The 22,917-nt window shown below is 69.5% G+C and carries 23 protein-coding genes; 11 read left to right on the top strand and 12 right to left on the bottom strand.

The annotated features are described in order from the left end of the window. Window positions 1-3: 3 nt before the first annotated feature. From CLD20_RS17130 to cobM, 5 genes are read left to right on the top strand one after another with little or no spacing between them, the layout of a single operon-like run. On the top strand, window positions 4-633 hold the full coding sequence (locus tag CLD20_RS17130; RefSeq protein ID WP_224407885.1) for a precorrin-8X methylmutase: 630 nt from the start codon (window positions 4-6) through the stop codon (window positions 631-633). After that, entirely contained in the window at window positions 630-1,856 is a 1,227-nt protein-coding gene (cbiE, locus tag CLD20_RS17125) for a precorrin-6y C5,15-methyltransferase (decarboxylating) subunit CbiE (protein WP_224407884.1), read from the top strand. The genes CLD20_RS17130 and cbiE overlap by 4 nt, the downstream gene beginning before the upstream one ends. Then, window positions 1,853-2,545, top strand: coding sequence for a precorrin-2 C(20)-methyltransferase (gene cobI / locus CLD20_RS17120; protein ID WP_224407883.1), 693 nt, complete (start codon window positions 1,853-1,855; stop codon window positions 2,543-2,545). Before cbiE ends, cobI begins: the two co-directional genes overlap by 4 nt. After that, window positions 2,542-4,368 (top strand): precorrin-3B C(17)-methyltransferase, encoded by a 1,827-nt coding sequence (gene cobJ, locus CLD20_RS17115; protein ID WP_224407882.1) that lies wholly within the window; start codon window positions 2,542-2,544, stop codon window positions 4,366-4,368. The genes cobI and cobJ overlap by 4 nt, the downstream gene beginning before the upstream one ends. Next, on the top strand, window positions 4,365-5,159 hold the full coding sequence (cobM, locus tag CLD20_RS17110) for a precorrin-4 C(11)-methyltransferase (protein ID WP_224407881.1): 795 nt from the start codon (window positions 4,365-4,367) through the stop codon (window positions 5,157-5,159). Before cobJ ends, cobM begins: the two co-directional genes overlap by 4 nt. Before the next feature lie 26 nt (window positions 5,160-5,185). Here cobM and CLD20_RS17105 read toward each other — a convergent pair whose 3' ends face one another. From CLD20_RS17105 to cobA, 3 genes are all read right to left on the bottom strand, one after another. Next, the gene (locus CLD20_RS17105; protein WP_224407880.1) at window positions 5,186-5,383 is read right to left on the bottom strand and encodes a hypothetical protein; all 198 of its coding nucleotides are present in this window, start codon (window positions 5,381-5,383) and stop codon (window positions 5,186-5,188) included. A 133-nt stretch (window positions 5,384-5,516) separates the two neighbouring features. Further along, entirely contained in the window at window positions 5,517-6,821 is a 1,305-nt protein-coding gene (locus CLD20_RS17100; RefSeq protein WP_224407879.1) for a cobyrinate a,c-diamide synthase, read from the bottom strand. Further along, on the bottom strand, window positions 6,818-7,675 hold the full coding sequence (cobA, locus tag CLD20_RS17095; RefSeq protein WP_224407878.1) for a uroporphyrinogen-III C-methyltransferase: 858 nt from the start codon (window positions 7,673-7,675) through the stop codon (window positions 6,818-6,820). Before cobA ends, CLD20_RS17100 begins: the two co-directional genes overlap by 4 nt. 109 nt (window positions 7,676-7,784) lie before the next feature. On the opposite strand from cobA, the gene CLD20_RS17090 reads away from it, so the two are divergent. Beyond that, complete coding sequence (locus CLD20_RS17090) at window positions 7,785-8,528, top strand: cobalt-precorrin-6A reductase (protein ID WP_224407877.1); 744 nt, start codon at window positions 7,785-7,787, stop codon at window positions 8,526-8,528. Here CLD20_RS17090 and CLD20_RS17085 read toward each other — a convergent pair. The 3 genes from CLD20_RS17085 to CLD20_RS17075 form a co-directional block, all read right to left on the bottom strand. Continuing rightward, complete coding sequence (locus tag CLD20_RS17085) at window positions 8,474-9,259, bottom strand: glutamine amidotransferase (protein WP_224407974.1); 786 nt, start codon at window positions 9,257-9,259, stop codon at window positions 8,474-8,476. The two genes, CLD20_RS17090 and CLD20_RS17085, sit on opposite strands and share 55 nt — an antisense overlap. 36 nt (window positions 9,260-9,295) lie before the next feature. Next, a complete protein-coding gene (locus tag CLD20_RS17080; protein ID WP_224407876.1) occupies window positions 9,296-9,766 on the bottom strand; it encodes a TerB family tellurite resistance protein in 471 nt (156 codons plus the stop codon). A 206-nt stretch (window positions 9,767-9,972) separates the two neighbouring features. Beyond that, window positions 9,973-10,917, bottom strand: a complete 945-nt coding sequence (locus tag CLD20_RS17075) for a homocysteine S-methyltransferase family protein (protein WP_224407875.1) — start codon at window positions 10,915-10,917, stop codon at window positions 9,973-9,975. 140 nt (window positions 10,918-11,057) lie between these two features. Here CLD20_RS17075 and CLD20_RS17070 point away from each other — a divergent pair, with 140 nt between their 5' ends. Genes CLD20_RS17070 through CLD20_RS17060 form a run of 3 tightly spaced genes read left to right on the top strand, consistent with a single transcriptional unit; the run spans window position 11,058 to window position 14,157 of the window. Further along, on the top strand, window positions 11,058-11,735 hold the full coding sequence (locus CLD20_RS17070; RefSeq protein ID WP_224407874.1) for a Crp/Fnr family transcriptional regulator: 678 nt from the start codon (window positions 11,058-11,060) through the stop codon (window positions 11,733-11,735). Window positions 11,736-11,753: 18 nt separating this feature from the next. After that, a complete protein-coding gene (locus tag CLD20_RS17065) occupies window positions 11,754-12,263 on the top strand; it encodes a FecR domain-containing protein (RefSeq protein WP_224407873.1) in 510 nt (169 codons plus the stop codon). 31 nt (window positions 12,264-12,294) lie between these two features. Then, entirely contained in the window at window positions 12,295-14,157 is a 1,863-nt protein-coding gene (locus tag CLD20_RS17060) for a CHASE2 domain-containing protein (RefSeq protein ID WP_224407872.1), read from the top strand. A gap of 4 nt (window positions 14,158-14,161) precedes the next feature. On the opposite strand, the gene CLD20_RS17055 is transcribed toward CLD20_RS17060, so the two are convergent. From CLD20_RS17055 to CLD20_RS17030, 6 genes are read right to left on the bottom strand one after another with little or no spacing between them, the layout of a single operon-like run. Continuing rightward, window positions 14,162-15,559 (bottom strand): L-fucose/L-arabinose isomerase family protein, encoded by a 1,398-nt coding sequence (locus CLD20_RS17055; protein ID WP_224407871.1) that lies wholly within the window; start codon window positions 15,557-15,559, stop codon window positions 14,162-14,164. Beyond that, on the bottom strand, window positions 15,556-16,605 hold the full coding sequence (locus CLD20_RS17050) for a tagatose 1,6-diphosphate aldolase (protein WP_224407870.1): 1,050 nt from the start codon (window positions 16,603-16,605) through the stop codon (window positions 15,556-15,558). The genes CLD20_RS17055 and CLD20_RS17050 overlap by 4 nt, the downstream gene beginning before the upstream one ends. Further along, complete coding sequence (locus tag CLD20_RS17045) at window positions 16,602-17,504, bottom strand: PfkB family carbohydrate kinase (RefSeq protein WP_224407869.1); 903 nt, start codon at window positions 17,502-17,504, stop codon at window positions 16,602-16,604. The genes CLD20_RS17050 and CLD20_RS17045 overlap by 4 nt, the downstream gene beginning before the upstream one ends. A gap of 21 nt (window positions 17,505-17,525) precedes the next feature. After that, window positions 17,526-18,542 (bottom strand): aldose epimerase family protein, encoded by a 1,017-nt coding sequence (locus CLD20_RS17040; protein WP_224407868.1) that lies wholly within the window; start codon window positions 18,540-18,542, stop codon window positions 17,526-17,528. A 29-nt stretch (window positions 18,543-18,571) separates the two neighbouring features. Further along, a complete protein-coding gene (locus CLD20_RS17035; RefSeq protein WP_224407867.1) occupies window positions 18,572-19,447 on the bottom strand; it encodes a glucosamine-6-phosphate isomerase in 876 nt (291 codons plus the stop codon). Continuing rightward, window positions 19,434-20,528 (bottom strand): ABC transporter ATP-binding protein, encoded by a 1,095-nt coding sequence (locus CLD20_RS17030; RefSeq protein WP_304504369.1) that lies wholly within the window; start codon window positions 20,526-20,528, stop codon window positions 19,434-19,436. Before CLD20_RS17030 ends, CLD20_RS17035 begins: the two co-directional genes overlap by 14 nt. A 107-nt stretch (window positions 20,529-20,635) precedes the next feature. On the opposite strand from CLD20_RS17030, the gene CLD20_RS17025 reads away from it, so the two are divergent. Both CLD20_RS17025 and CLD20_RS17020 read left to right on the top strand, forming a co-directional pair. Next, complete coding sequence (locus tag CLD20_RS17025; protein WP_224407866.1) at window positions 20,636-21,763, top strand: LacI family DNA-binding transcriptional regulator; 1,128 nt, start codon at window positions 20,636-20,638, stop codon at window positions 21,761-21,763. A 96-nt stretch (window positions 21,764-21,859) separates the two neighbouring features. Next, window positions 21,860-22,891 (top strand): Gfo/Idh/MocA family protein, encoded by a 1,032-nt coding sequence (locus CLD20_RS17020; RefSeq protein WP_224407865.1) that lies wholly within the window; start codon window positions 21,860-21,862, stop codon window positions 22,889-22,891. The last annotated feature ends 26 nt before the right edge of the window (window positions 22,892-22,917 follow it).

Raw genomic sequence — 22,917 nt, 5'->3', positions numbered from 1 at the left:
GCGATGGAATATCTGCGCGACGGCGCCGAGATCACCCGGCGCTCCTTCGCCATCATCGAGGCGGAGTGCGATCTTGCGGCGGTGCCGGCCGATCTGAAGGCGCTCGCCAAGCGCGTCGTGCATTCGGGCGGCATGCCGGATCTCGTGGGCGACCTTGCCTGGTCGGAGGGGGCGGGAGCGAAGGCCCGCACGGCCCTTGCCGCCGGCGCGCCCATCCTCTGCGACGTCGCCATGGTGGCGGCGGGTATTGCGAGAAAGCACCTTGCCGCCGGCAACGAGATCGAGGTGGCGGTCAGTCAGCCGGATGTCGCCGTTCTCGCCAAGCGCCTCGGCACGACCCGCTCGGCCGCCGGCTTCTCGGCGCTGAAAGAAAAGCTCGGCGGCGCGATCGCCGTCATCGGCAACGCGCCGACGGCGCTCTTCCATCTCCTGGAGCTTGCCGAGGATCCGGCGCTGCGCCCGGCGCTCGTCCTCGGCTTTCCGGTCGGATTTGTCGGCGCGGCGGAATCGAAGGCGGCGCTGATCGCCAACTCCTTTGCCATTCCCTTCGTCGCCCTGCGCGGCCGGCGAGGGGGCAGCGCCATGGCGGCCGCCGCCCTCAACGCGCTCCTCATCGGCGAGGAAGCGGCATGAGGCTCTGGCTTTCGGTGATCGGTCTCGGCGAGGACGGCCTTTCCGGCCTTTCGCCGGCGGCGCGCGCGCTCGTCGAAGCCGCGGAGGTTCTGGTCGGCGGCGAGCGGCATCTGGCGATGCTGCCGGAAGATGGTCGCGAGCGGATTGTCTGGCCGAGCCCGCTCTCGGAACTTGTGAGTCGCCTGACTGACTATCGTGGGCGGGAGGTCGCGATCCTCGCCACGGGGGATCCGATGCTCTTCGGCATCGGCACGACGCTGGCGCGCTCCTTCGCCCCGGAGGAGATGACGATCATTCCGGGCCTTTCCGCCTTCTCGCTCGCCGCCTCGCGGCTTGCCTGGCCGCTCGACAGGGCGGAGATGGTGACGCTGCATGGCCGCCCGCTCGAAAAGCTGGCCCTCGCCCTTTATCCGGACGCCAGGATCCTCGTCCTCTCGCATGACGCGTCGACGCCGGCGGCGGTCGCCGCCTTCCTCAGCGAGCGCGGCTTCGGCGAGAGCCGCATCACCGCGCTCTCGCATATGGGCGGGGAGAAGGAAGCGCGGCTGGAGGGTTCCGCCGAGGCCTGGAGTGGTGAGGTCGCCGATTTCAACACGCTGGCCATCGAATGCGTCGCCGGGCCGGGTGCCGCCTGGCTGCCGCGCACGGCCGGCCTGCCGGACGAGGCCTTCGAGCACGACGGCAAGATGACGAAGCGGGAATGCCGGGCGCTGGCGATCGCCAGGCTCGAGCCGCATCCGGGTGCGCTCCTGTGGGATATCGGCGCCGGGGCCGGCTCCGTGGCCATCGAGTTCATGCGCGCCGCGCCGCATGCGCGGGCGATTGCGCTCGAACCCCGGCCCGAAAGACGGGCGATGGCGGCGCGCAATGCGGAAAATCTCGGCGTGCCGGAGCTCGACCTTCGCCATGGCGAGGCGCCGGCGGGCCTGGCGGGCCTGCCGGAGCCGGACGCGGTCTTCGTCGGTGGCGGTGTCACGCCTCAAACGCTGGAGGCCGCCGCCGCCGCGCTGAAACCCGGCGGGCGGCTCGTTGCCCATGCGGTGACGCTGGAAAGCGAGGAGGTGCTCCTCGCCGCTTCGGCGGCCCATGGCGGGGAGCTGACCCGCCTTGCCGTCGCCCGGGCGGAGAAGATCGGCGCCTATCGCGGCTGGCGCCCGGCGATGCCCGTGACGCAATGGGTTTGGAAAAAGGGCGGGTCTGGAAGAAGGGCGAATAGGCCATGACGGGAACGCTTTACGGCATCGGCGTCGGACCGGGCGATCCGGAGCTCGTCACGCTGAAGGCGGCGCGGCTCATCGCGGCGGCCCCGGTCGTCGCCTATCCGGCGCCGGATTCGGGTGAGAGCTTCGCCCGGCGTATCGCCGCCGCGCATATCGCCTCCGGCACGAGGGAGATCGCCATCCGCATCGCCATGCGGCCGGGCGCGGTGCCGGCCGAACCCTATGACCGGGCGGCCGAGGCGATCGGGGCGCATCTGGAGGCCGGCCGCGGCGTCGCTGTCCTGTGTGAGGGCGATCCCTTTTTCTACGGCACCTTCATGTATCTGCATGACCGGCTCGCGGGCCGGTTCGCCTGCGAGGTCGTGCCCGGCGTTTCTTCGCTGACGGCCGTCGCCGCCGCGGCCGGCCGGCCGCTGACGCGGCGCACCGCGGGGCTCAGCGTCTTTCCGGCAACGCTGGACGACGAGGCACTCACCGCGCGCCTTAACGCCTGCGAGGCGGCCGCCATCCTCAAGGTCGGTCGGCACCTTTCCCGCCTCAAGGCCATCATCGCCGCCCTCGGGCGCACGGAGGAGGCCGTCTATGTGGCGCATGCCAGCCTGCCGGAAGAGAGGGTGGTGCCGCTCGCCGAGCTTGCCGAAGATGAAGCGCCCTACTTTTCCATGATCCTCGTCGCGAAGGCCGCGCCATGAAACCCGTCTTCCTCGCCCTCACCGCCACGGGCCTTGCCACCGCGCAGAGGGCGCGCGCGGTGGCCGGGGGCGAAGTCCACGCGCTGAAGAAGGTCGTGGAGGCCGGGGCCGGGCCCGCGAACCTCGCCTTCGAGGATGTGGGAGCGCATTGCCGCAGCCTCTTTTCGACCGGGCGGCCGATCGTCGGGGTCTGCGCCGCGGGTATCCTCATCCGCTTTCTCGCCCCGCTGCTGGCCGACAAGCGCGCCGAGCCGCCGGTCATCGCGCTTTCGGAGGACGGGCGTGCGGTGGTGCCGCTTCTCGGCGGGCATCATGGCGCCAACGCGCTGGCCCGGCTGATCGCCGGCCACCTGTCGGGCTTTGCGGCCGTGACGACGGCGGGCGACACCCGCTTCGGCATCGCCCTCGACGAGCCGCCGGAGGGATATGTGCTGGCCAACCCCGAAGACGCCAAGGGGGCGATGTCGGCCTGCCTCGCCGGCGCAAGGCTGGAGCTTGAGGGCAGGCTTCCATGGATCGAGACGAGCGAGTTGCCGCGCGGCGCCGACGCCGCGATCCGGCTCGTGGCGACCAGCGAGGACAGAAAGGGCGACGGCCAGACGCTCGTCTATCACCCGAAATCGCTTGCCGTCGGTGTCGGCTGCGAACGTGATGCGGCGCCCGAAGAGGTTCTCCGGCTTGTCGAGGAGACGCTCGGCGAGGCCGGGCTATCGCCGCTTGCCGTCGCGGCACTCGTCTCCATCGACCTCAAGGCCGACGAGGCGGCGATCCTCGCGGCGGCGGAAAAGCTCGGCGTGCCGGCCCGCTTCTTCGATGCCGCGCGGCTGGAGGAAGAGACGCCGCGCCTTGAAAATCCGTCGGAGACGGTGTTCCGCGAGGTCGGCGCGCATGGCGTCGCCGAGGCCGCGGCGCTGGCCGCCGCCGGAGCGGAGGGCATGCTCGTCGTCGCCAAGAAAAAGAGCGCGCGGGCGACCTGCGCCATCGCCGAAGCGCTCGACCCGATCGATGCGAGCGCCATCGGCCGGGGCCGCGGACGGCTTGCCATCGTGGGGATCGGACCAGGAACGGCCGCCTGGCGGACGCCGGAGGCCGCCCAGCTGATTGACGATTCCGACTCTATTATCGGCTATAAGTACTATCTCGACCTTATCGACTCGTTGATCGGCGCCCGCGAGCGGATCGATTCCACCCTCGGGGCGGAGCGCGAGCGGTGCGCCGCGGCGCTGAAGCTTGCCGGAGAGGGCAGGAAGGTCGCTCTCGTCTGTTCCGGCGATCCGGGCATCTACGCCATGGCCAGCCTCGTCATGGAGCTCCTCGAGGCAGAGCCCGACAATTCTCCGGCAAGACGCGCGGAGATGGTCGTGGCGCCGGGCATCTCGGCGTTTCAGGCCGCTTCGGCACGGATCGGCGCCCCCTTCGGCCACGATTTCTGTCTCATTTCGCTCTCCGATCTGCTGACGCCCTGGGAAACGATCCTCCAGCGGGTGGGGGCGGCGGCCGAGGGCGACTTCGTCGTCGCCTTCTACAATCCGGTCTCGCAGAAGCGCCGGCACCAGCTCGCCGATGCGCGGGACATTCTTCTGACCTGCCGGCCGGGCGAAACGCCGGTCCTCATCGCGCGCCTCTTGGGGCGGGAGGACGAGCATCTGAAGCTGACGACCCTTGCCGAACTCTCCATCGACGAGGTCGACATGATGAGCCTCGTCGTCGTCGGCTCCTCGCAGAGCCGAACGTTCCGGGCCGGCGGACGGGACTTCCTCTTCACGCCGCGCGGCTACGACCGCAAGCAAACGCCGGAAAAAGCCAGGGAAGACGCGCTATGAGCGAGACGACCGGCAAGGTTCATTTCATCGGCGCCGGCCCCGGCGCGCCCGACCTCATCACGGTGCGCGGGCTGAAGCTCATCGAAAGCTGCCCCGTCTGCCTCTATGCCGGTTCGCTGGTGCCGGAAGCGGTGGTGGCGGCGGCGCCCGAGGGCGCGCTCGTCAAGGACACGGCGCCGATGGCGCTGGACGAGATCGTCGCGCTGATGGAAGAGGCCTGCCGCGCCGGGAAGGATGTTGCCCGCGTCCATTCAGGCGATCCTTCGCTCTATGGCGCGATCGCGGAACAGATCCGACGGCTGAAGGCGCTCGGCATTTCCTACGACGTGACGCCGGGCGTGCCGGCTTTCGCGGCGGCGGCCGCCGCGCTCGGCCAGGAGCTGACGATCCCGGAGGTGGCGCAATCCGTCATCATCACCCGCACGGCGATGAAATCCTCCAAGATGCCGGAGGGCGAAAGTCTTTCGGCCTTCGCCAGGACCGGGGCGACGCTCGCCATCCATCTTTCGGCGCGTAATCTTCTCGCCATCGAGCGCGAGCTGATGCCGATCCTAGGAGCGGATTGTCCCGTCGTCGTCGCCTACCGCGTCAGCTGGCCGGACGAGGCGTTTCTTCGCACGGACCTTGCGGGGCTTCGCGCGGCGGTGCGCGAAGCCAAGCTCACCCGCACCGTCCTCATTTTCGTCGGGCGGGCGATTGGCATGGAGGATTTCCGCGACAGCGCCCTCTACGATGCGGCGCACGTGCACGTCCTCAGGCCCAAGCGGGCGAAGCGGGCCGGGAATGGCTGAAACCTTCTTCTGCCTGGGCCTGCGGGTCACACGCCGAATCCCGGATTGACCTGGCGGCTGCCGGCGCTTGGGAATATCGCGCAGATTGGCCCGGCCGTCCGGCGGCCGCGCTCGATCTCCGACGAAATGGCCTGTTCCCGGCAGCTTTTCAGCGGCCCCTCCCGTCCCAGACGCAGCAGCGACGGCGCATGCGCGGCTCCTGCTGCAAGGCCCAGCTTGCCCATTCGTTCCTCCCAACGATCCTGGCCGTTTTGCCGCTGCGACGGTTTTCCACGACTATGGAATGCCCTCGGAAGGGCCCATTTGATCCAGATCAAGGCTTTGGGGCGGTGTGGAAAGGCTCGGGGGGCGGGGTTGTCAGGGGCCGAGCGGGTCGATGACGTGGAGGAAGGAGCCCAAGACGTTGGCCCGCCGGAGACCGGCCTCGGCGAGCCGGTCGCCGAAGGCGTCCTCGGCCGCAAAGAGCCGGTCGGCGTCGCCCTCACGGACGATCGAGGCGTAATGGAATTCATGTGCCGCGAGCGGGCCGGGATAGGGCTTGTCGGAGAGGGGGCGAAGGCGCCGATAGCCGAGGTGGAGCTTCCTCTCGCGGAAGGATGTGACGAGCGGCAAGAGCCCGGCCATCTCGTGTGAGACGCCCTCGGCGTCGATGAGCGCTTCGCCGAGGGCCATGAAGCCTCCGCATTCGCCGTAGACCAGCGCGCCGCGCCCCGCCGATGCGGCAAGGCCGGAGCGGAAGGCGGAAGAAGCCGCCAGCTTTCCGGCATGCAGCTCCGGATAGCCGCCGGGAAGAAAGATTGCGTCGGCATCGCCTGCCGGCGCCTCGTCGGCCAGCGGCGAAAAGAAGGAAATCGCGGCGCCGGCCGCCCGCCAGTCGGCGAGCGCGTGCGGATAGGCGAAGCGGAAGGCGACGTCGTCGGCGACGGCAATCCTCTGACCGAGCGGGGGCAGACCGGAAAGCGGATCCGCCCCGGCGAGCGGCGCGGCCGCCTCGCAGATCGCGTCGAGGTCCGTATGGGCCTCCATCAGCCCGGCGGCCCGGGCTATCACCTCGGCAAGACCGCCCTGCTCTTCCGCCTGGACGAGGCCGAGATGGCGGGAGGGGAGCGCCAGCGCATTTTGCCGCGGAACGAGGCCGATAAGCGGCACGGAAGAGCGCGAAAATCCCTCGCGGATCAGGGCGGTGTGACGCTCCGAGCCGGTGCGGTTGACGATGGCGCCGGCGATGGCAAATCCGTCGGCGAGGCGCGTAAAGCCCTCGGCCACCGCCCCGGCGGACTGGGACATGCCATCGGTGGCGACGACGAGAACTACCGGCAGGCCGAGAATGCGCGCGAGCGAGGCAGTCGAGCCGAGCCCGCCCGCGCCGCCGTCGTACAGGCCCATGACGCCCTCGACGACGAGAAGGTCGGCGCCGGCCGCCTGGCTCGCGGCGAGCGCCCCCAGCCGCTCCGGCGACATGGCGAAAGTATCGAGGTTGATGACCGGCGCGCCGCTCGCCGCATCGAGGAATTTCGGATCGATGTAATCCGGGCCGCATTTCGCCGCCCGTACGTTCAGGCCGCGTTGCCTGAGGGCGGCGATCAGCCCCGCCGTCAGCACCGTCTTGCCGGAATGGCTCGAGGCGCCGGCGATGAGGATGGCGCGGGGCTTTCCCGTCAAGCGGTCCTGCCGGTGGCCGGCGTCTCGCGGCCGAGCGGGTCGGGGTCGAGCCTGCGCCCCGAAAGCGCCCCGAGCCAGTCCAGCCCCTGCCGAAGGCGCACCACCTCGCCGAGGACGACGAGGGCCGGCGGCTCCATGCCCGCGGCGGCGCAATCGGCGGCGGCGCGCCCGAGGCTCGTCTCCAGAACCCGCTGGCGGCTCGTCGTCGCTTCCGAGACGACGGCGACCGGCTCCTCCGGTCCGCGTCCGGCGGCGAGCAACTCGCCGGCGATCTTTTCCAAATGCTTGATCGCCATATACATGACGATGACCGGGGAGCCCCTGGCCAGCGCCTGCCAGTCGATCGAGGAGGGCGTCAGCCCGGTCTGGTCATGGCCCGTCAGGAAGGTGACGGCGTGGTTGATGTCGCGGTGGGTGGAGGGAATGCCCGCATAGGCAAGGCCCCCGACGCCGGCCGTGACGCCCGGCACGATGCGAAAGGGCACGTTGTGGGCGACCAGCGTCAGCGCTTCCTCGCCGCCGCGCCCGAAGATCAGCGGATCGCCGCCCTTCAGCCGGCAGACGCGGGAGCCGGCGCGGGCAAGTTCGACGAGCTTCAGGGAAATGTCGCGCTGCTTGGGCGAGGGCTTGCCGCCCCGCTTGCCGGCATATTCGACGACCGCGCCCGCCCGCGCATATTCCAGCACCGAAGGGTCGACCAGCGCGTCGTAGACGACGTGATCGGCCTGGGCGAGAGCGTTCACCGCATGCAGCGTCATCAGGCCGGGATCGCCCGGACCCGCGCCCACGAGCCAGACGGAGCCTGGCTCGAACACGGGTAGGCCGGGAAAGGGGGCGGGGCGGACTTCTTCCATGGCTTCCTTCTGGCAAGGCGCGCGCCACAAGACAAGGTGGCAGAAGCGGCCGTTGGTCGGGGACGGAGAGAGGGCTATAGAGCGGCTGGGATTTGCGGCGGAGACGGGCATGCCGAAGGTGATGATACTCGGGGGAACGGCGGAAGCCGGCGAACTGGCCGCCAGGCTCGCCGGCGATGCCCGCCTCGACACCGTCACCTCGCTCGCCGGTCTGACGCGCCTGCCGAACGTCTCAGGTCATGTCCGGCGCGGCGGCTTCGGCGGCCCGGACGGGCTTGCCCAGACGTTGAGCACGGAGGGCTACGATGCGCTGATCGACGCCACGCATCCCTTTGCCGGCCAGATCGCGCGCCATGCCGCCGAGGCGGCCGAGCGGGCCGGCGTGCCGCGCATCAAGCTGGTGCGTCCCGGCTTTGAGCGCCTGCCCGGCGATCACTTCATCGAAGTCGCCGATATGACGGAGGCGGCGGCGGCGATCCCGGAGGGGGCGCGCGTCTTCCTTGCCGCCGGCCGGCGCGAAGCCCGCGCCTTTGCCGGACGGAAGGATCTGTGGTGCCTCGTGCGCATGATCGAGCCGCCGGTTGCCGGCGAAGAGATGCCGCGCGGCGAGGTGATCCTCGGAAGGCCCCCCACCGATCCGGAGAAAGAGATGGCGCTCCTTGCCGAGCACCGGATCGAATGGATCGTCTCGAAGGATTCCGGCGGGCGGGCGAGCGCCAAGATTGAAGCGGCGCGCCGGCTGAAGATTCCCGTCGTTCTGGTGAGGCGCCCGGCGCCGCCTTCCGGCCCGCAGGCGGCTCAGCTGGAGGCGATCCTCGCCTGGCTTGAAGAGACGCTTTTTCCGGCTCCCTGAGCTCCGCGTCCGTCGCTCTCGATCCAGCGATCCAGGAAGGTGTCGAGCCACCGCCGCACGGGCGGATCGTAGCGGAACCAGCTCGCCATGTGCTCGGTGCGCGGGCGCGCGCCCGGCAGCTTCATGCGCTCGGCCCCGCGCACCGTCCAGCGGCATGCCATGGCGTAGGTGAGCTCGGAATGGAACTGGACGCCGAAAGCGGCAGGTCCGTAGGAAAAAGCCTGGTTCTGGAACAATTCGCCGCGGGCAAGCAGCGTCGCGCCGTCCGGCAGGTCGAAGCCTTCCCGGTGCCACTGATAGACATGGGTCGGCCAGTCGATCAGCTCCTTGCCCTCGATCGTCGGCGAGAGGCGGTAGAAGCCGATCTCGGCGCAGCCCTCGCAATGGCTCGTCACCTGCCCGCCGAGATGCTTCACCAGCATCTGCGCGCCGAGGCAGATGCCCAGAAAGGGGGCTTTTTCAGCGAGAGGCACGCCGATCCAGTCGATCTCGCGCCGAACGAAATCGTCCGTGTCGTTGGCGCTCATCGGCCCGCCGAAGATGATGGCACCGGAATGCTCGTCCATCGATTCCGGCAGGGGATCGCCAAAGCGCGGACGCCGGATGTCGAGCGGATAGCCCTTGGCGCGCAGAAGCTGGCCGAGCTTTCCGGGGCTCGACGTCTCCTGATGGAGAACGATCAGGACCGGCCGGCCGGCCGGTCCGGTCAGCCCGGCGTGGCTACCGTTCATGCCCTTGCCGTTGATGCTCAAACTGTTCATTTCGGCTCAGTTTTCTCCTGCGCCGTCCTGACGGTCGGCCACGGAATGCTTGAGCGCGATGCGCGCGTTCCGGTCGACGCCCAAAAGCTCGGCGACGCGCCAGACGAGGTTGTCCTCGAATTCATGCACTTCGCCGTCGACATAAACGATCTCCCACAGCCTTTCCACCGCACGGATCCGCTCCTCGATGGTCATCTCGCGTTTCAGCACGGAGGTGAAGCGGTAGAGGTCGATCGCCTCCGCATCGACGCGCTCGGCCGCCGAGATGAGCTCCTCCAGATCGGCGCCGGTGAGGGCGTATTCGGTCTGCAGGATGGCGCGAACCTTGGCGCGCTCGGCGCTGCCGGAGACACCGTCGACGGAGACGCAGTGGACGAGCAGCGCGGCGAAGGCGAGGCGCTTGTCGTCGTCCGTGTAGGTCGGCATTCCGCTCGCGCCGCCGAGCGTGCCGAAGAGATTCTTCAATTTGTCGAGCATCGGGCCTGTCCGTTCGTCCTCGCCCTCAAGCTAGGGCACCTGCAAGCGCCTTGCCAATGACGCTCCTGCAACGTTCGGAAAGCATCTGAAGTTGCTCATATTCTTTGAGGAAGCCGCCCGGCGGGCGTTGCCGCCGTTACCGCATACGAAAAGGGCGGCGCTCTAGCGCCGCCCCTCCCGCCGCATCTCCCCGTGGGAAGATGTCTTCAGGCCGCCGCGCGGCAGGCGCCGAAGATCGCCTCCACGTGTCGGTGGTCGGTGCCGCAGCAGCCGCCGAGGACCGAAAGGTTCGGCAAGAGCCGCCGCAGGCCGCGGTAGAGCTCGCCGAGCTCGGCAGGATTGCCCTCGTCCAGCGTCTCCGCCTCGTCGAGTTCGGCGTGGCTGAGGCGCGAGGCATTGGCGCGCACGCCCCGGATACGCTCGCGCCAGCCGTCGCCGGTTTCCAGCACATGGGCGAAATGCTCCGGATGGGCGCAGTTCACCATGTAGTAGGCCGGGCGGGTGGCGGCTGCGGCATCTGTGGCCAGGATCGCCTCGCCGAGCGGCTGGCCGTCCGGCAGGCGGCCGTCCGTCTCCACGGTGAAGGAGAGAACGAGAGGCATCCGCGCCTTGCCGGCGGCGCGGGCGATGCCGATCGCCTCCGGCACGTTGGTCATGGTGATCGCCGAGACCATGTCGGAGCCGGAGGTGGCGAAGGCGCCGATCTGCAGCGCGTGATAATCCTCCGCCTCCGCTGCCGTCATGGAGAGGCTGGCAACGTACCCGTCGCCGCGCGGGCCGATATTGCCGCTCAGCACCGTTCGTGCCGCGCCCGGCACGCAATAGGCGATCTCCGCCATGAAGCGCACGGACTGGCGGTTGATGAGCGCGATCTCGGCGCCGGAATAGCCGAGCTTGTCGCCCCAGTCGGGGCTCGCCCGCCAGGTCGGCGTTTCCAGCACGAAACCGGCGCCCTCGCGCGCGGCCATGTTGAGGAAGGGCAGGTAGTACTCGCGCAGGAGCTGCCGCCCGCCCGAGGTCGCCAGGAGCTCGAAGGCAGCAAAGTGGCGGAGCTCGACGCCGCGTTGGAAGACGAGCCAGGTCTCAAGGCCCGCATCGGTCAGGAAGAGTTCGCCTGAGAGTTGCGGGAGGTTGTCGCGAAATTCTGTCATGGTGGGTCTCACGATTGCCGGCGATTTGCCAGGCGGCGGTATCGGCGATGGGGCAAAAAGCTTCTGTGAGGCGCCTCACGCTCGTACGGGGACCGGCCGGATTCGACGAACTGGAGGCGTCTTTGGGGAAAGCCCAGGAGATGACGACGGACAGCCTGGAGCGCGTGCTGGCGGTCAATCCGTTCTTTGCGGCGCTGCCCCCCGCGGCGCTGAAGAAGATCGCGGGCATCTGCGTGCAGCGACGGCTCGCAAGCGGCGAGGCGCTCTTCTTCAAGGGCGATCCGGGCGACGGCCTTTATGCGATCCGGCGCGGGCAGATCACCATCGGCGTGACCGACGATATCGGCCAGAGGCTGACGCTGAACGTTCTCGGCTCGGGCGACGTCTTCGGCGAGATCGCGCTGCTCGACGGGCAGGAGCGCACCGCCGATGCCGTAGCGGCCGAGCCCACCGAGCTCTTCTTCGTGCCGCGCCGGGGCTTCATCGAGCTTCTCGACCGCGAGCCTTCCATCGCCATCCAGGTGATCGAGCTCCTGTGCGCGCGGCTTCGCTCCGTCAGCGAGCAGATGGAAGCGCGCGCCTTCCTGCCGCTCGCAGCGCGGCTTGCCCGCCGCATCGTGGCGCTGTCGCAGGATTACGGCGCCGAACTCACCGTCTCGCAGGAGGAACTGGCCGCGCTGACGGGCGTGACGCGCGAAACAGTCAATCGCCAGTTGCAGGAATGGAAGGAAGCGGGTTGGCTCGCTCTCGGGCGCAAGCGGCTCACCGTCAAGGATGAGGAAGCGCTCCGAAAGATCGCCGGCCCCGGCGCCTCATGAGATTCGAAAGGAACTGAGATGTCGACAAAACTCCTGATTCTCCTCGCCCTGTGCTTCGCGGCGCTCTCGTCCGGCGCCCAGGCGCAGGAGCTGGCGGGCTGCACGGCGGAGGAGGCGGCCAACCCGCCGCGCGTGATCTATCGCTGCGAGGGCGGTCTCACCATCGAGGCCGAGGAGGGCACCGGTCTTGCCGCGCTCGCCGGGGGCGGCGGGCCGCAGCCGGCGGCGATCGAGGTCGGCAGCAAGGCCGTCCTCATCGACATCGCCCCCGGGCGCGGCGAGTTCCAGGTCCTTACCCCGCATGCGATCGCCTCGGTGCGCGGCACGGTCTATGCCGTCGACGTGGCGGCGGAATCGACCGCCGTCTTCGTCTCCGAAGGCGTGGTCGGCGTCGCCCGCCGCGACAGCACGGACGACGTGCAGCTTGCAGCCGGCGAAGGCGTCGACGTGAAGCCCGGCGAGCCGCTCGAGGTGAAGACCTGGGGACAGGGAAGGGTCGACGCCCTTCTTGCCCGCTTCGGGCGCTGATGGCGCGCGGGGAGGCGCGAACGGGACGCTGATGGCGCGCAGGGGCGCGCGCACGCGCCTGCCGGTCTGGGCCGCCCTCGTCGCCGCGCTTGCCGCGATCGGCTGGACCTTTCTGATCGGCGCGCCGCATCTTGCCGGCGAGCGCAGCCTCCTCGACCGGCTGGAAGCGCCGCTCGCCGATCTCCGCCTCACCCTCATCGGGCCGCGGCCGGCGCCGGAGGAGATCGTCATCGTCGCCATCGACGACCGGACGGTGACGGCCGAAGGCGGCTATCCTCTCAAACGCGGGCGCATCGCCGAGATCCTTCGGGCGCTCCAGGCGGCGGGCGCGCGGGCGGTCGCCATCGACATCCTCTTCCTCGATCCGAGCGACGGCGCCGACGACCGCTCGCTGGCCGAGGCGCTTTCGGGCCTTCCCGCCGTCATCGCGGCGGCGGCCCGCTTCGGCCCGGGCGAGGCGCGGGCAGGCGCCGTGCCGCAGAGCACGGAGGAGCTCTGGCCGCTCGCCGGGTTGCAGCAAGCGGCTGCCACCGGCCTCGTCAACATTTCCACCGACCCTTCCGGCACGCCGCGGCATCTGCCGATGGTCTTCCTCACCTCAAAGGGCCCGGCAGCCTCCTTCACCCTGCGCGCCGCATCGCTCTATTCGGGTTTCGACGCGGCACTCGCCGCGGGCAGGGTTTCTCTCGGCGAGCGCACGATCCGGCTCGATCTCGGCGCGCATCTGCCGATTCGCTTTTACGGGCCGGCCGGAACGATCCGCACCGCCAGCGCCGCCGACATCCTTTCCGGCCGCCAGAGCCCGGCCGAGCTGAAGGGCCGGCTCGCCGTCCTCGGCGTGACGGCGACGGCGGTGGGGGACACGTTCGGCACGCCCTTCGATCCGGTGACGCCGGGCGTCGAGGTGCTGGCGACCGGCATCGGCAACCTCCTTTCCGGCGATTCGCTGGTGCGCGACATGACCGTGCGGCGCATCGATCTCGCCGCCGCCGCCGCACTCGCTGCCGGCAGCGTCCTTGCCGTCTCGCTTCTGCCGCCGAGCGCGGGCATTCCCCTCGCGCTCCTCGCCACCTTCGGCTGGCTCGCCGGCATCACGTTTCTCTTCGGCAACGGGATCTGGTTGAGCGCCGCGCTGCCCATCGCCGCGGTGGTGCCGCCCGTCGGGGCCGTGATGCTGGCAAGGCAGTTCCACGAGCGCCATCAGGCCCGCATGCTCGGCCGGGCGCAGCGGGAACTCCGCCGCCTGCAATCGCCGGTGCTCGCCGAGCGTATCGAGCGCGATCCTTCCTTCCTGCGCGAGCCGGTGGAGCGCGAGGTCGGCATCCTCTTTCTGGACCTTTCCGGTTTCACGCGGCTCAGCGAGCAGCTCGGGCCGGGCCGGACGCGGGATTTCCTGAAGGACTTCCACGCTCTGGTGGAGAGAGAGACGGTCGCCCATGACGGCATCGTCCTTTCCTTCATGGGCGACGGGGCGATGATCGTCTTCGGGGTTCTCGACCGGCGCGCGGATGACGGGGCCCGCGCTTTCGCCGCCACCTTCGCGCTCCTTGACGGCGTGCGGGCGTGGATCCGTCAGACGGAGGGGGCAAGCCGCGATGTCGATGTGCGCCTCGGGGCGCATTTCGGGCCCGTCATCCTGTCGCGCCTCGGCTCGGAAACGCACGAGCACATCACCACGACCGGCGACAGCGTCAACCTCGCCAGCCGGCTGATGGAGGTCGCCAAGGAGGCGGGCGCCGCAATCGTGGTTTCGGCCGAGCTGCTTGCCGCCGCCGATGCGGAGCAGGCGGCGGCGCATCGGCCCGACGAGACGCGCGAGGTCGCCATACGCGGGCGCGTGCGCCCGGTGACGGTGGGGCTTTACCGGCGGCCCCGTCCGCCCGGTGACACCTAGCGCTCTAGGAGATCTCCAGCACCGGCAGGCCGAGGACGTCCGCGACGCCCCGCAGCGTTTCGCGCACATCGCCGTAGACGAGCGCCATATGGTGCTCCAGCCCGGCACCCATGACCGTCTTCAGCAGCGTTTCCGCCGGCGCGTCGGTGCGCATCGTCCCCGAGGTGCCGGAGAAGGGCAGCGGCGCGCGCACCATCTCGGCGCCGGCGATGACGAGCTTTTCCTCCCCTTGCGCCTGGCTGACCCGGGCCAGGGTGATGCGGCCGGGCTTCAAGGGAAACTCGTAGAGGAGCGGCATCCTGCGATTGGAATGGATCGCCGCGCGCGGCTGGAATTCCGGATCGTGCATGGAGACAGGGGCCTGGCCGCAATGCCAGACGACCGAGGTGCCGTCCTCCACGTCGACATCGACAAGGTCGACGAGGAAGGCCGGCGCGCCGGCCGCCTCCTGCATGATGAGCGAGGTGATGGCGCCGTAGACGTCGGCCTCGCAGGCGCAGGGCACGCGCTTTTCGCCCATCATGGCGACCGGGCCGCAGACGGCGCCGCCATATTCTGTGAAGGTCTCCGGCCAGCAGCGTATGGCGAAGGCGGAGTAGCCGCCCTTCTCGCGCAGCTCCTCGAAGGCGCTCTTGAGGCGCAGCGAGCGCTCCAGCTCCGCCTGGTCGATGCCATCGAGACCCGTCAGCGCGGAAGCGGCGAGGGAGCGCGCATCGGCGAGAGCGCCGGGCGAAGCGGCGCGGCCGAGATCGAAGAAAGCGTCAAGCTCGATCGGCTCCACCGAGATTCCGGCAAGGTCCGCAAGGCGCCTGTCGTCGTAGGCGCAGGTGTCGAAGCCGGCCGGATGCTCGCCGATGCGGCCGATGCGGGCACCGCGCAGATGCGCCACGATCTCGGCGGCCCGCGTGCCGGCGCCGGCGGCAGCCCTCCCGGTCGGCACCGACTCCGCCCGGCGCCCGCCGGCGAGAAGCTCGGCAAGCGAGGCCGCAATGCCGGGCGCGTCGGGCGCGGCGTAGAGATAGCCGAAAGGCCGCCCGGCAAGGCCGAGCGCATGGCCGGCGAGATTGAGGCCGCAGAAGGAATTGAGGCGGAGCCGCCCGCCGGTGCGCGGTTCGGGGAAAGCCCAGATGGCGAGCGGGGCGGGGAGCGCCTCGGCGATCTTCACCGTCATGGAAGCGTCGGTGAAGGTGAATTGCAGGAGGAGGACGAGATCGAGCGGATCGCCCGACAGGGTCTCGAGCGCCTTCTCGGCGGCGGCCGCGTCGAAGAGAAGCCCGCGCGGGCCGACGATCTCGTGGCCGCTCGCATCGAGAAGCCGCCAGGCCTTTTCGGCGAGCTCCTCGGCGAAGGCGACGTCGAAATTCGGGCGGCCGAGGGGAAGAATGCCGACGCGCGCCATCATCGTTCTCCAAAGCCGGCATAATGGGTGCGGAAGCTGGCGTCCGGATGGGCAAGGCCAGGCCCGGCGGCGCCATAGGCGTGATGCTCGCGCCAGGGATGGGCTTCGCCGTCCGTGAGGCGGTTGATTTCGGCCATATAGTCGAGCGCCTCCCGGCGCAGACCCATCTCGATCGCCTCCCAGTCCGGAAAAGCGCGGAAGGCATCGGCCCAGATCGCCCGGCCGGCGAGGTAGCCCGAAGCCCCGGCGCGGTAGGCATGGCCGAGGATCCGGCGGAATTCCGCCATGCTGGAGCCGGCCGAGAGCATGACCCAGGGGCGGCCGGCGAGGCGGCCGAGTTCGTCGAAGAGCGACTGGGCGTCGCGCCAGTCCGGCCCGCCGATGCCCGGCACCTCGGCGGCGGGAATGGGGCTTTCCAGCTTGAAGAGGTCGACGCCGTATTCCGGCGCGGCAAAGATCTCCACCGAGCGGAGCACGTCGGCGGCACGCTTCGATCGCATCTCGACGTATTCCTGCGTCTTCTCCCTGTCGTGCGCGAGAGGATAGACGAGGAGCTCCAGCACGAAGGGAATATCGAGCCGGTCGCATTCGGCGCCGATGCGCTTGACGAAGTCGCGCTGGTGGGCGTTGACGTCGCGGCCGGCATCCGGGCGGAACCAGGCGAGCACCTTCACCGCGTCGCCCCCGGCGCGCTTGATCTTCTCCACCGACCAGTCGCCGATCTCCCGCGAATAGCGGCCCTCCGCCGTTTCCTCGAAGGCGGAATCCTCCAGGGTCATGATGAGGCCGAGCCGCGGGTCGAGATGGCCGATCGCGGCCGGGTAGGCGTAGTGCGGGTCGAGCAGGAGCGCGGAAGCGGCCTCCTGCAGCTCGCGAACCAGCATGGCCTTGAAGCGGGCGACGTCCTCCCAGGGCGCCGTGTCCCGCTGAAGGGCCTTGCAGATCGGGCCCTCGATGGGCGGGCGCTGGTCGACGGCCACCATCTTGAAGCGGCCGGAGGCGTCGGCGAGGCGGGCAAGGCCGCGGAATTTCCCGGCAGAGAGGTTCATGCGGCATGCTCCATCAGAAAGGACTCCACTTGCGGTCGGTCGGGAATGGCGGCCCGGCCGCCGAATCCGGTGCATTTGATGGCGGCGGCCGCCGAGGCGAAGCGAAGGGCGGCCACCTCGTCGCGGCCCTCGGCGAGGGCGAGCGCAAAGGCGCCGTGCCAGACGTCGCCGGCGGCGAGCGTGTCGACGACCTCGACCTCGAAGGCCGGGACGTGGCCGCTCTCCGCCCCCTTGCGGAAGAAGGTGCCGTCGGCGCCGTCGGTGACGCAAAGGAAGGCGTCGGTCCTTTCTGCCGCCACGGCGAGGCCTTCCTCGATCTCTTCAGTGCCCGCCCATTCGGCGAGGCCGTCGCGCGAGAAGGCGAGATGCGTCGCCGCCGCCATGGCCTCTGTGGCGGGCGCCACCGGCGGCTCCACGTCGAGCACGCCAGGCAGGCCGGCGGCGCGGGCGCGGCGCAGCATCGTCGCGGCGCCGCCCGTCCAGCGCGTATCGACGAGAATTCCGGCAAGGCCGAGCTCGGCCGGTTCGGGCAGCCAGTCCGTCTCCTCCGGCAGGCCGGGATCGCGATAATTGACGATCATGCGCTCGCCGGTGGCGTCGACGAGCACCATCGACAGGGAAGAGCGGCAACCGGCAAAGCGGCGGGCAAGACGGCAATCGACGCCCTCGGCTTCAAGCTCGGCGACGATGGAGGCGCCGAGCGCGTCCTCGCCAAGGCGGGTCGCCAGGAAGGCCGTACCGCCCAGGCGGGAAATGGCGACGGCGGCGTTGGCGGCGATGCCGCCGCCGATCGTGGTGAAATCCGTGGCGCGGTATTTGTGCGGTTTTTTCGGCATTTCCGGCAGCGCGAAGACGTAGTCCTCGACGGCGACGCCCAGGCAGAGGAGACGCGCGCTCATGCTGCGCCGCCTTTCCTGCGCTCAGCCCCTGGCAAAGCGGAATTCCGATATCTGATCGTAGGTCTCGCCGGGGCGCAGGATCGGCGAGGGAAAGCCCTCATGGTTGATCGCGTCCGGCCAGATCTGGGGCTCCAGGCACAGGCCCGACCAGGGCGCGTAGCGGATGCCTTCGAGCCCCGGAACGGGCGGCTTCACCTTGTGGCCGGCGTAGAACTGGATGCCGGGCTCGGTGGTGGCGACGTCGAGCCGCAGGCCCGAGCGCGCGGCCGTGACGGTGGCGACGCGGCGGAGGGGGCCGCGCGCTTCTGCCAGACAGAAATTGTGGTCGTAGATCACCTGTTCGCCGCCTTCCTCGCAGCGGATCGGGCGCGCTTTTCGAAAATCGAGGACCGTGCCGGCAACGGGCAGGATCTTGCCCGTCGGGATCAGCTCGTCGGTGACGGGCAGGAAGGTCCCGGCCTCGATCTCCAGCCGGTGATCGAGGATCGGCGTCGCGCCCCCGTCATCGAGATTGAAATAGCTGTGCTGGGCGAGGTTGCAGAGCGTCGGCCGGTCGGTCGTCGCCCGGAGTTCGACGCGCAGTGCGCCATCCGCGGCCAGCCGATAGGTGCAGAAGGTCTCAAGCCGGCCGGGATAGCCGGCCTCGCCATCGGGCGAGACGACGACAAGCGTGACGAAATCGGCGCCGGCATCGGCGACCTGCCAGTTGCGCTTGCCGAAGGCGGCCGAGCCGCCATGCAGGTTGTGGCGGCCGAGGAAGTTGCGGTCGAGCTGATAGGCCGTGCCGTCGATGGCAAAGCGCGCATCCGCGATGCGGTTGGCGGTCGGGCCGGCCAGCGCGCCGAAATGCGGGGAATGCGCGGGATAATCCGCAAAGCTCTCGAAGCCGAGGACGAGAGGCGGGGCGTGGCCCGCAAGGCGGAGATCCTGGATGACGGCGCCCCAGGTGAGGATATGCGCCGTCAGCCCGCCGCCGGAGATGGCGATCCGGCGCACCTCCTCGCCTTCTTCCGTCGTGCCGAAGATCTCGCCTGCCATGCGTTTTTGTCCTTCCTCCATCGTCTTTGCTAGCGCAGCTCCGGCTCGGGCAGCGCCGTCACGAGGTCGAGCGCGGTGACGCGCGCATCGGGGTGGCGCTGCAGCAGCGAGGCGGGGACGGCGGCCGTCACGGGGCCGTGCAGCAGCTTGCGGACGATCGCGCATTGCCAGGGCCGGTTCATGTAGAGGCGCACGCGGCGGGCGCCGAGGATCTCGCGCATGCCGACCGTGACGGCCAGCTCGGGAACGCGGTCGATGCTGCCGCGGGCGGCGGTGATGGCGTTGTTGACCCGCGTCTCGCGCGACAGCCGCACGATGCGGGTGGGCAGGGCGGCGAATTCCTCCAGGCCCGTTTCGTCGCCGGGCTCCGGCGGGTCGTTGAAGGCAAGGTGGCCGGTGATGCCGACGCCGCCGAAGCAGGCGTCGACGCCGCCAAGCCGGTCGATCAGCTCGGTCGTCGCCTCGGGGCGCCTCGGATCGGGAAAGATCCGCGCCTCTTCTGGCGGGGAGAGCGCCGGATCGAGCAGGGAGAAGAACTCGCGCTGCATATGGGCGCGGAAGGAGAGGGGGTCGGAGAGGGGGATGAAGTCGCTGCCGTCCTCCGTCAGGTACTCGTCCATGTTGACGAGGACGAGGTCGGAAAGGCTGGTGCCGGTCTCGTTGCAGGCGGCCGCCCAGAGCGGATACTGGCCGACCGGGCCGACCGGAACGATGAAGACGACCCTGTCGCGGCCGGCTGCCTTGGCGGCCCGGTATTCGCCCATCATGTCGGCGGCGAAGCGGGAGATGAGCGCGGCGTCGTCCGGCACCACCTCGAAGCCGATCGGCGAGCCGCGCCCGACCGCGTCGGGCGGGATGGCAAGCGGATTGGCGCGGCTGCCGGTCTTCAGGCTAGGCCAGAGCATCGATGCGCCTTTCCGTCTCGGCGTCGAAGAGGAACATCTTGCCGGGCTCGACCGCGAGGGAGATTTGGCTGCCCTCGCGAAGATGCGGCAAGGGCGGCAGGCGGGCGATCACCTCCGCCCCACCCAAGGTGAAGAAAGCGAGCGTGTCGGAGCCGAGGGGCTCCACGAAGCGGACGGTGACGTCGATCCTTCCGGCGGCCTCGCCATCGGCGAGCGTGAAGGCCTCCGGACGAAGGCCGAGGACGAGCTTCTTTTCCGGCGGGCCGAGATTGCCGGCGGCGCCTTGCGAAAGCGGCAGGACGGGCCCGTCGGCGATCCGGATCGCCGGGGCGCCGCCCTCCGCCGGATGGCAGGGAATGCGGTTCATGCGCGGGGCGCCGATGAAGCCGGCGACGAAGAGGTTCGCCGGGCGGTTGTAGACCTCGTCGGGCGAGCCGATCTGCTCCACATGGCCGGAGCGCATGACGACGATGCGCTCGGCGAGCGTCATCGCCTCGACCTGGTCGTGGGTGACATAGACGACGGTGGTCCTCAGCTCCTGATGAAGCTTCTTGATCTCGGTGCGCATGTCGGCGCGCAGCTTGGCGTCGAGATTGGAAAGCGGCTCGTCGAAGAGGAAGACCTTCGGATCGCGCACGATCGCCCTTCCCATGGCGACGCGCTGGCGCTGGCCGCCGGAAAGCTGGGCGGGGCGGCGCTCCAGGAGAGGGGCGAGGTCGAGAATGCCGGCGGCGCGCTCGACGCGCTGGCGGATCTCGTCCTTCGGCATGCGGCGCATCTCCAGCCCGAAAGACATGTTCCGGTAGACGTTGAGATGCGGGTAGAGCGCATAGTCCTGGAAGACCATGGCGATGTCGCGGTTCTTCGGCGCCAGCTCGTTGACCACCTGGCCGCCGATGACGATCTCGCCGGAGGAGACGTCCTCCAATCCGGCGATCATGCGCAGCAGCGTGCTCTTGCCGCAGCCCGACGGGCCGACCAGCACCAGGAATTCGTGATCGGGCACGTCGAGATCGATGCCATGCACGACCTCGACCTCGCCAAAACGCTTCGTTACGCGACGCAGACTGACCTCGGCCAAAAGCTCCTCCCCAGGACTGCCGGGCTGGCCTCACGCAGGTTTTGGTTGCAGTTTTTGCGTGAAACCGCTTACAAACTAGCATCCGTATTTGCTGCCGTCGAGACGCAATGACGACCGAGCCCACCCATCCCGGCGAAAGCCCGTCGGCGCCCGCAGAGGGCGAATGGCGGCCGGCCGGAATGCGCGAGGTGGCGCAGCTCGCGGGCGTGTCGATCGCCACGGTGTCGCGCGCGCTCAACGAGCCGTCGCGGGTCAGCGCCGAAATGCGCCTCAAGGTGGAAAACGCCGTCCGGAGCCTCGGCTATATCCGCCACGGCGCGGCGCGGGCGCTTTCCCTGCGGCGCGCGCATGCCATCGGTGCGATCATCCCGACGGTCGACAATGCCCGCCGCGCCGACAAGATCGCGGCGCTGCAGATGCGCTGCCGCGAAAGAGGCTACAGCCTCGTCCTGGCGCTGTCGCAATACGACCTTTCGATCGAGCTGCAGCAATGCCGTAGCCTGGTGGAGGTCGGCATCGACGGGCTGATGCTGGAGGGTGGGGAGCACGATCCCGCGATCTACGAACTGCTGGAGAAGCGGGGCATCGCGGTCGTCAATACCAGTGTCTATGACCCAGCGGCGGCACAGCCGAATATCGGCTTCGACAACAGTGTGGCGGCGCGGCGCCTGACCGACCATCTCCTTGATCTTGGACATAAAACCGTCGGCATGATCGCCGGCCCGGTGGCCGGCAACGACCGTGCGGGTGGGCGCCTTGCCGGCGTGCGCGCGGCGCTGGCGGCGCGCGGGCTTCCGCTGCCGCCGGACCTCGTCGTCGAGCGGCCCTACAGGATCGGGGAGGGGCGGCTCGGCCTGCGCACGCTGCTGGCGCGGCAGCCGCGGCCGACGGCGGTGATCTGCGGCAACGACGTGATCGCCATCGGCGCCCTGATCGAGGCGCAGGCGCAGGGCCTCGACGTGCCGCGCGACATCTCCATCGCGGGCTTCGACGATCTCGACCTGGCGGCCCAGATGCCGCCCGGCCTCACCACCATGGCGCTGCCGGCACGCGAGATCGGCGAGCTTGCCGCGGACCACCTGATCGACAGTCTGGAAGGCAAGCCGGTGGCGCATGCGACCGAGGTGGAGGTGAAACTCATCCTGCGCGGCTCGACCGGCCCGGTCCCGTCGGAGGCGTCCCCTTTGGGCGTGAAAAATCCCGCCGAGACGCGGGAGCGCGATCCGGCGGGATGAAGGTTGCCGATTGACAGGCCGGCCATTTGCGGGGTCTAATCTTGGTAAGCGGTTACAAAGAAGCCGCATCAAGATCATATGAGGGAGGGGCCCGTCTTGCAGTTTGGGCTAATAGGCTACGGCCTCTGGGGCAAGCATCACGCCGAGGCGATCGTGAAGGCGCCCGGCGCCGAACTCGCCGCCATCGCCTGCCAGAGCGAGGCGACGGAAAAGGCCGCGCGCGAGCGCTTTCCCGACATTCCCGTCCACCGCGATATCGGCGCGCTCCTTGCCGACGCCTCCATCGAGGCCGTCGACATCGTGGTGCCGAACCATCTCCATGAGGAGATCGGCGTCGCCGCGCTCAATGCCGGCAAGCACGTTCTCCTGGAAAAGCCGATGGCGCTTTCCGTCGCCGCCTGCGACCGCCTCAACGCCGCCGCCATGGCGTCAGGCAAGGTGCTGACGATCGGGCACGAATTCCGCCTCTCCACCCAGTGGGGGCGAATCCGGACGCTGATCGAGGAAGGCGCCATCGGCTCCCCTCTCTACGCGATGGTGAGCCTGTCGCGCTTTCCCTACCGCCAGGGCTCGGGCGGCTGGCGCTACGACCGGGAGCGCGTCGGCTCCTGGATCCTGGAAGAGCCCGTCCACTTCTTCGACAGCGTCATGTGGTACTTCGCCGAGCTCGGCGATCCGGACCGGCTCGTCGCCTTCGGCAATTCGCGCCCGCGCCCCGATGGCGGCGGCGCCTCCATGGCCGACAACTTCACCACCGTCATGCACTGGCCGGGCGGCCAATATGCCGTGATCAGCCAGTCGCTCGCCGCCTTCGAACATCATCACGTCATGGAGGTGGTCGGCACCGAAGGCGCGATCCGCACCTGGTGGTCGGGGGCGGAGGACCGCACCCGGGAGCCGAGCTTCGAGCTGAAGGTCAAGCGGGCCGGCGCGGAGAAGGCCGAGATCGTGGAACTGGGCGCTTCCGGCGAGCTCTTCGAGCTCGACGAGGAACTGCGCCTCGTCATCGACGCCTTCAAGGCCGGCCGGCCGATGGTCTCCGGCGAGGAGGCGCGCAAGCGCATCCTCGTCTGTCTCGCCGCCGAGCAGTCGCTGGCGGAAGGGCGGGAGGTGCCGCTGAGATTTTAGGGATCCCCGGTCGTCGTCGCAGGCAG

The organism is Afifella sp. IM 167, from assembly GCF_020144925.1.
Classification (GTDB): domain Bacteria; phylum Pseudomonadota; class Alphaproteobacteria; order Rhizobiales; family Afifellaceae; genus Afifella.
This window is presented reverse-complemented; position numbering and strand designations above follow the sequence as displayed.

Coding starts and splice junctions, on each gene's coding strand:
- cobM (WP_224407881.1), top strand. CDS start 4,365: ATGAGCGAGACGACCGGCAAGGTTCATTTCATCGGCGCCGGCCCCGGC.
- CLD20_RS17105 (WP_224407880.1), bottom strand. CDS start 5,383: ATGGGCAAGCTGGGCCTTGCAGCAGGAGCCGCGCATGCGCCGTCGCTG.
- cobA (WP_224407878.1), bottom strand. CDS start 7,675: ATGGAAGAAGTCCGCCCCGCCCCCTTTCCCGGCCTACCCGTGTTCGAG.
- CLD20_RS17075 (WP_224407875.1), bottom strand. CDS start 10,917: ATGACAGAATTTCGCGACAACCTCCCGCAACTCTCAGGCGAACTCTTC.
- CLD20_RS17070 (WP_224407874.1), top strand. CDS start 11,058: ATGACGACGGACAGCCTGGAGCGCGTGCTGGCGGTCAATCCGTTCTTT.
- CLD20_RS17035 (WP_224407867.1), bottom strand. CDS start 19,447: ATGCTCTGGCCTAGCCTGAAGACCGGCAGCCGCGCCAATCCGCTTGCC.
- CLD20_RS17045 (WP_224407869.1), bottom strand. CDS start 17,504: ATGAGCGCGCGTCTCCTCTGCCTGGGCGTCGCCGTCGAGGACTACGTC.
- CLD20_RS17085 (WP_224407974.1), bottom strand. CDS start 9,259: ATGAACGGTAGCCACGCCGGGCTGACCGGACCGGCCGGCCGGCCGGTC.
- cbiE (WP_224407884.1), top strand. CDS start 630: ATGAGGCTCTGGCTTTCGGTGATCGGTCTCGGCGAGGACGGCCTTTCC.
- CLD20_RS17060 (WP_224407872.1), top strand. CDS start 12,295: ATGGCGCGCAGGGGCGCGCGCACGCGCCTGCCGGTCTGGGCCGCCCTC.
- CLD20_RS17040 (WP_224407868.1), bottom strand. CDS start 18,542: ATGGCAGGCGAGATCTTCGGCACGACGGAAGAAGGCGAGGAGGTGCGC.
- cobI (WP_224407883.1), top strand. CDS start 1,853: ATGACGGGAACGCTTTACGGCATCGGCGTCGGACCGGGCGATCCGGAG.
- CLD20_RS17025 (WP_224407866.1), top strand. CDS start 20,636: ATGACGACCGAGCCCACCCATCCCGGCGAAAGCCCGTCGGCGCCCGCA.
- CLD20_RS17055 (WP_224407871.1), bottom strand. CDS start 15,559: ATGATGGCGCGCGTCGGCATTCTTCCCCTCGGCCGCCCGAATTTCGAC.
- cobJ (WP_224407882.1), top strand. CDS start 2,542: ATGAAACCCGTCTTCCTCGCCCTCACCGCCACGGGCCTTGCCACCGCG.
- CLD20_RS17065 (WP_224407873.1), top strand. CDS start 11,754: ATGTCGACAAAACTCCTGATTCTCCTCGCCCTGTGCTTCGCGGCGCTC.
- CLD20_RS17130 (WP_224407885.1), top strand. CDS start 4: ATGGAATATCTGCGCGACGGCGCCGAGATCACCCGGCGCTCCTTCGCC.
- CLD20_RS17050 (WP_224407870.1), bottom strand. CDS start 16,605: ATGAACCTCTCTGCCGGGAAATTCCGCGGCCTTGCCCGCCTCGCCGAC.
- CLD20_RS17080 (WP_224407876.1), bottom strand. CDS start 9,766: ATGCTCGACAAATTGAAGAATCTCTTCGGCACGCTCGGCGGCGCGAGC.
- CLD20_RS17090 (WP_224407877.1), top strand. CDS start 7,785: ATGCCGAAGGTGATGATACTCGGGGGAACGGCGGAAGCCGGCGAACTG.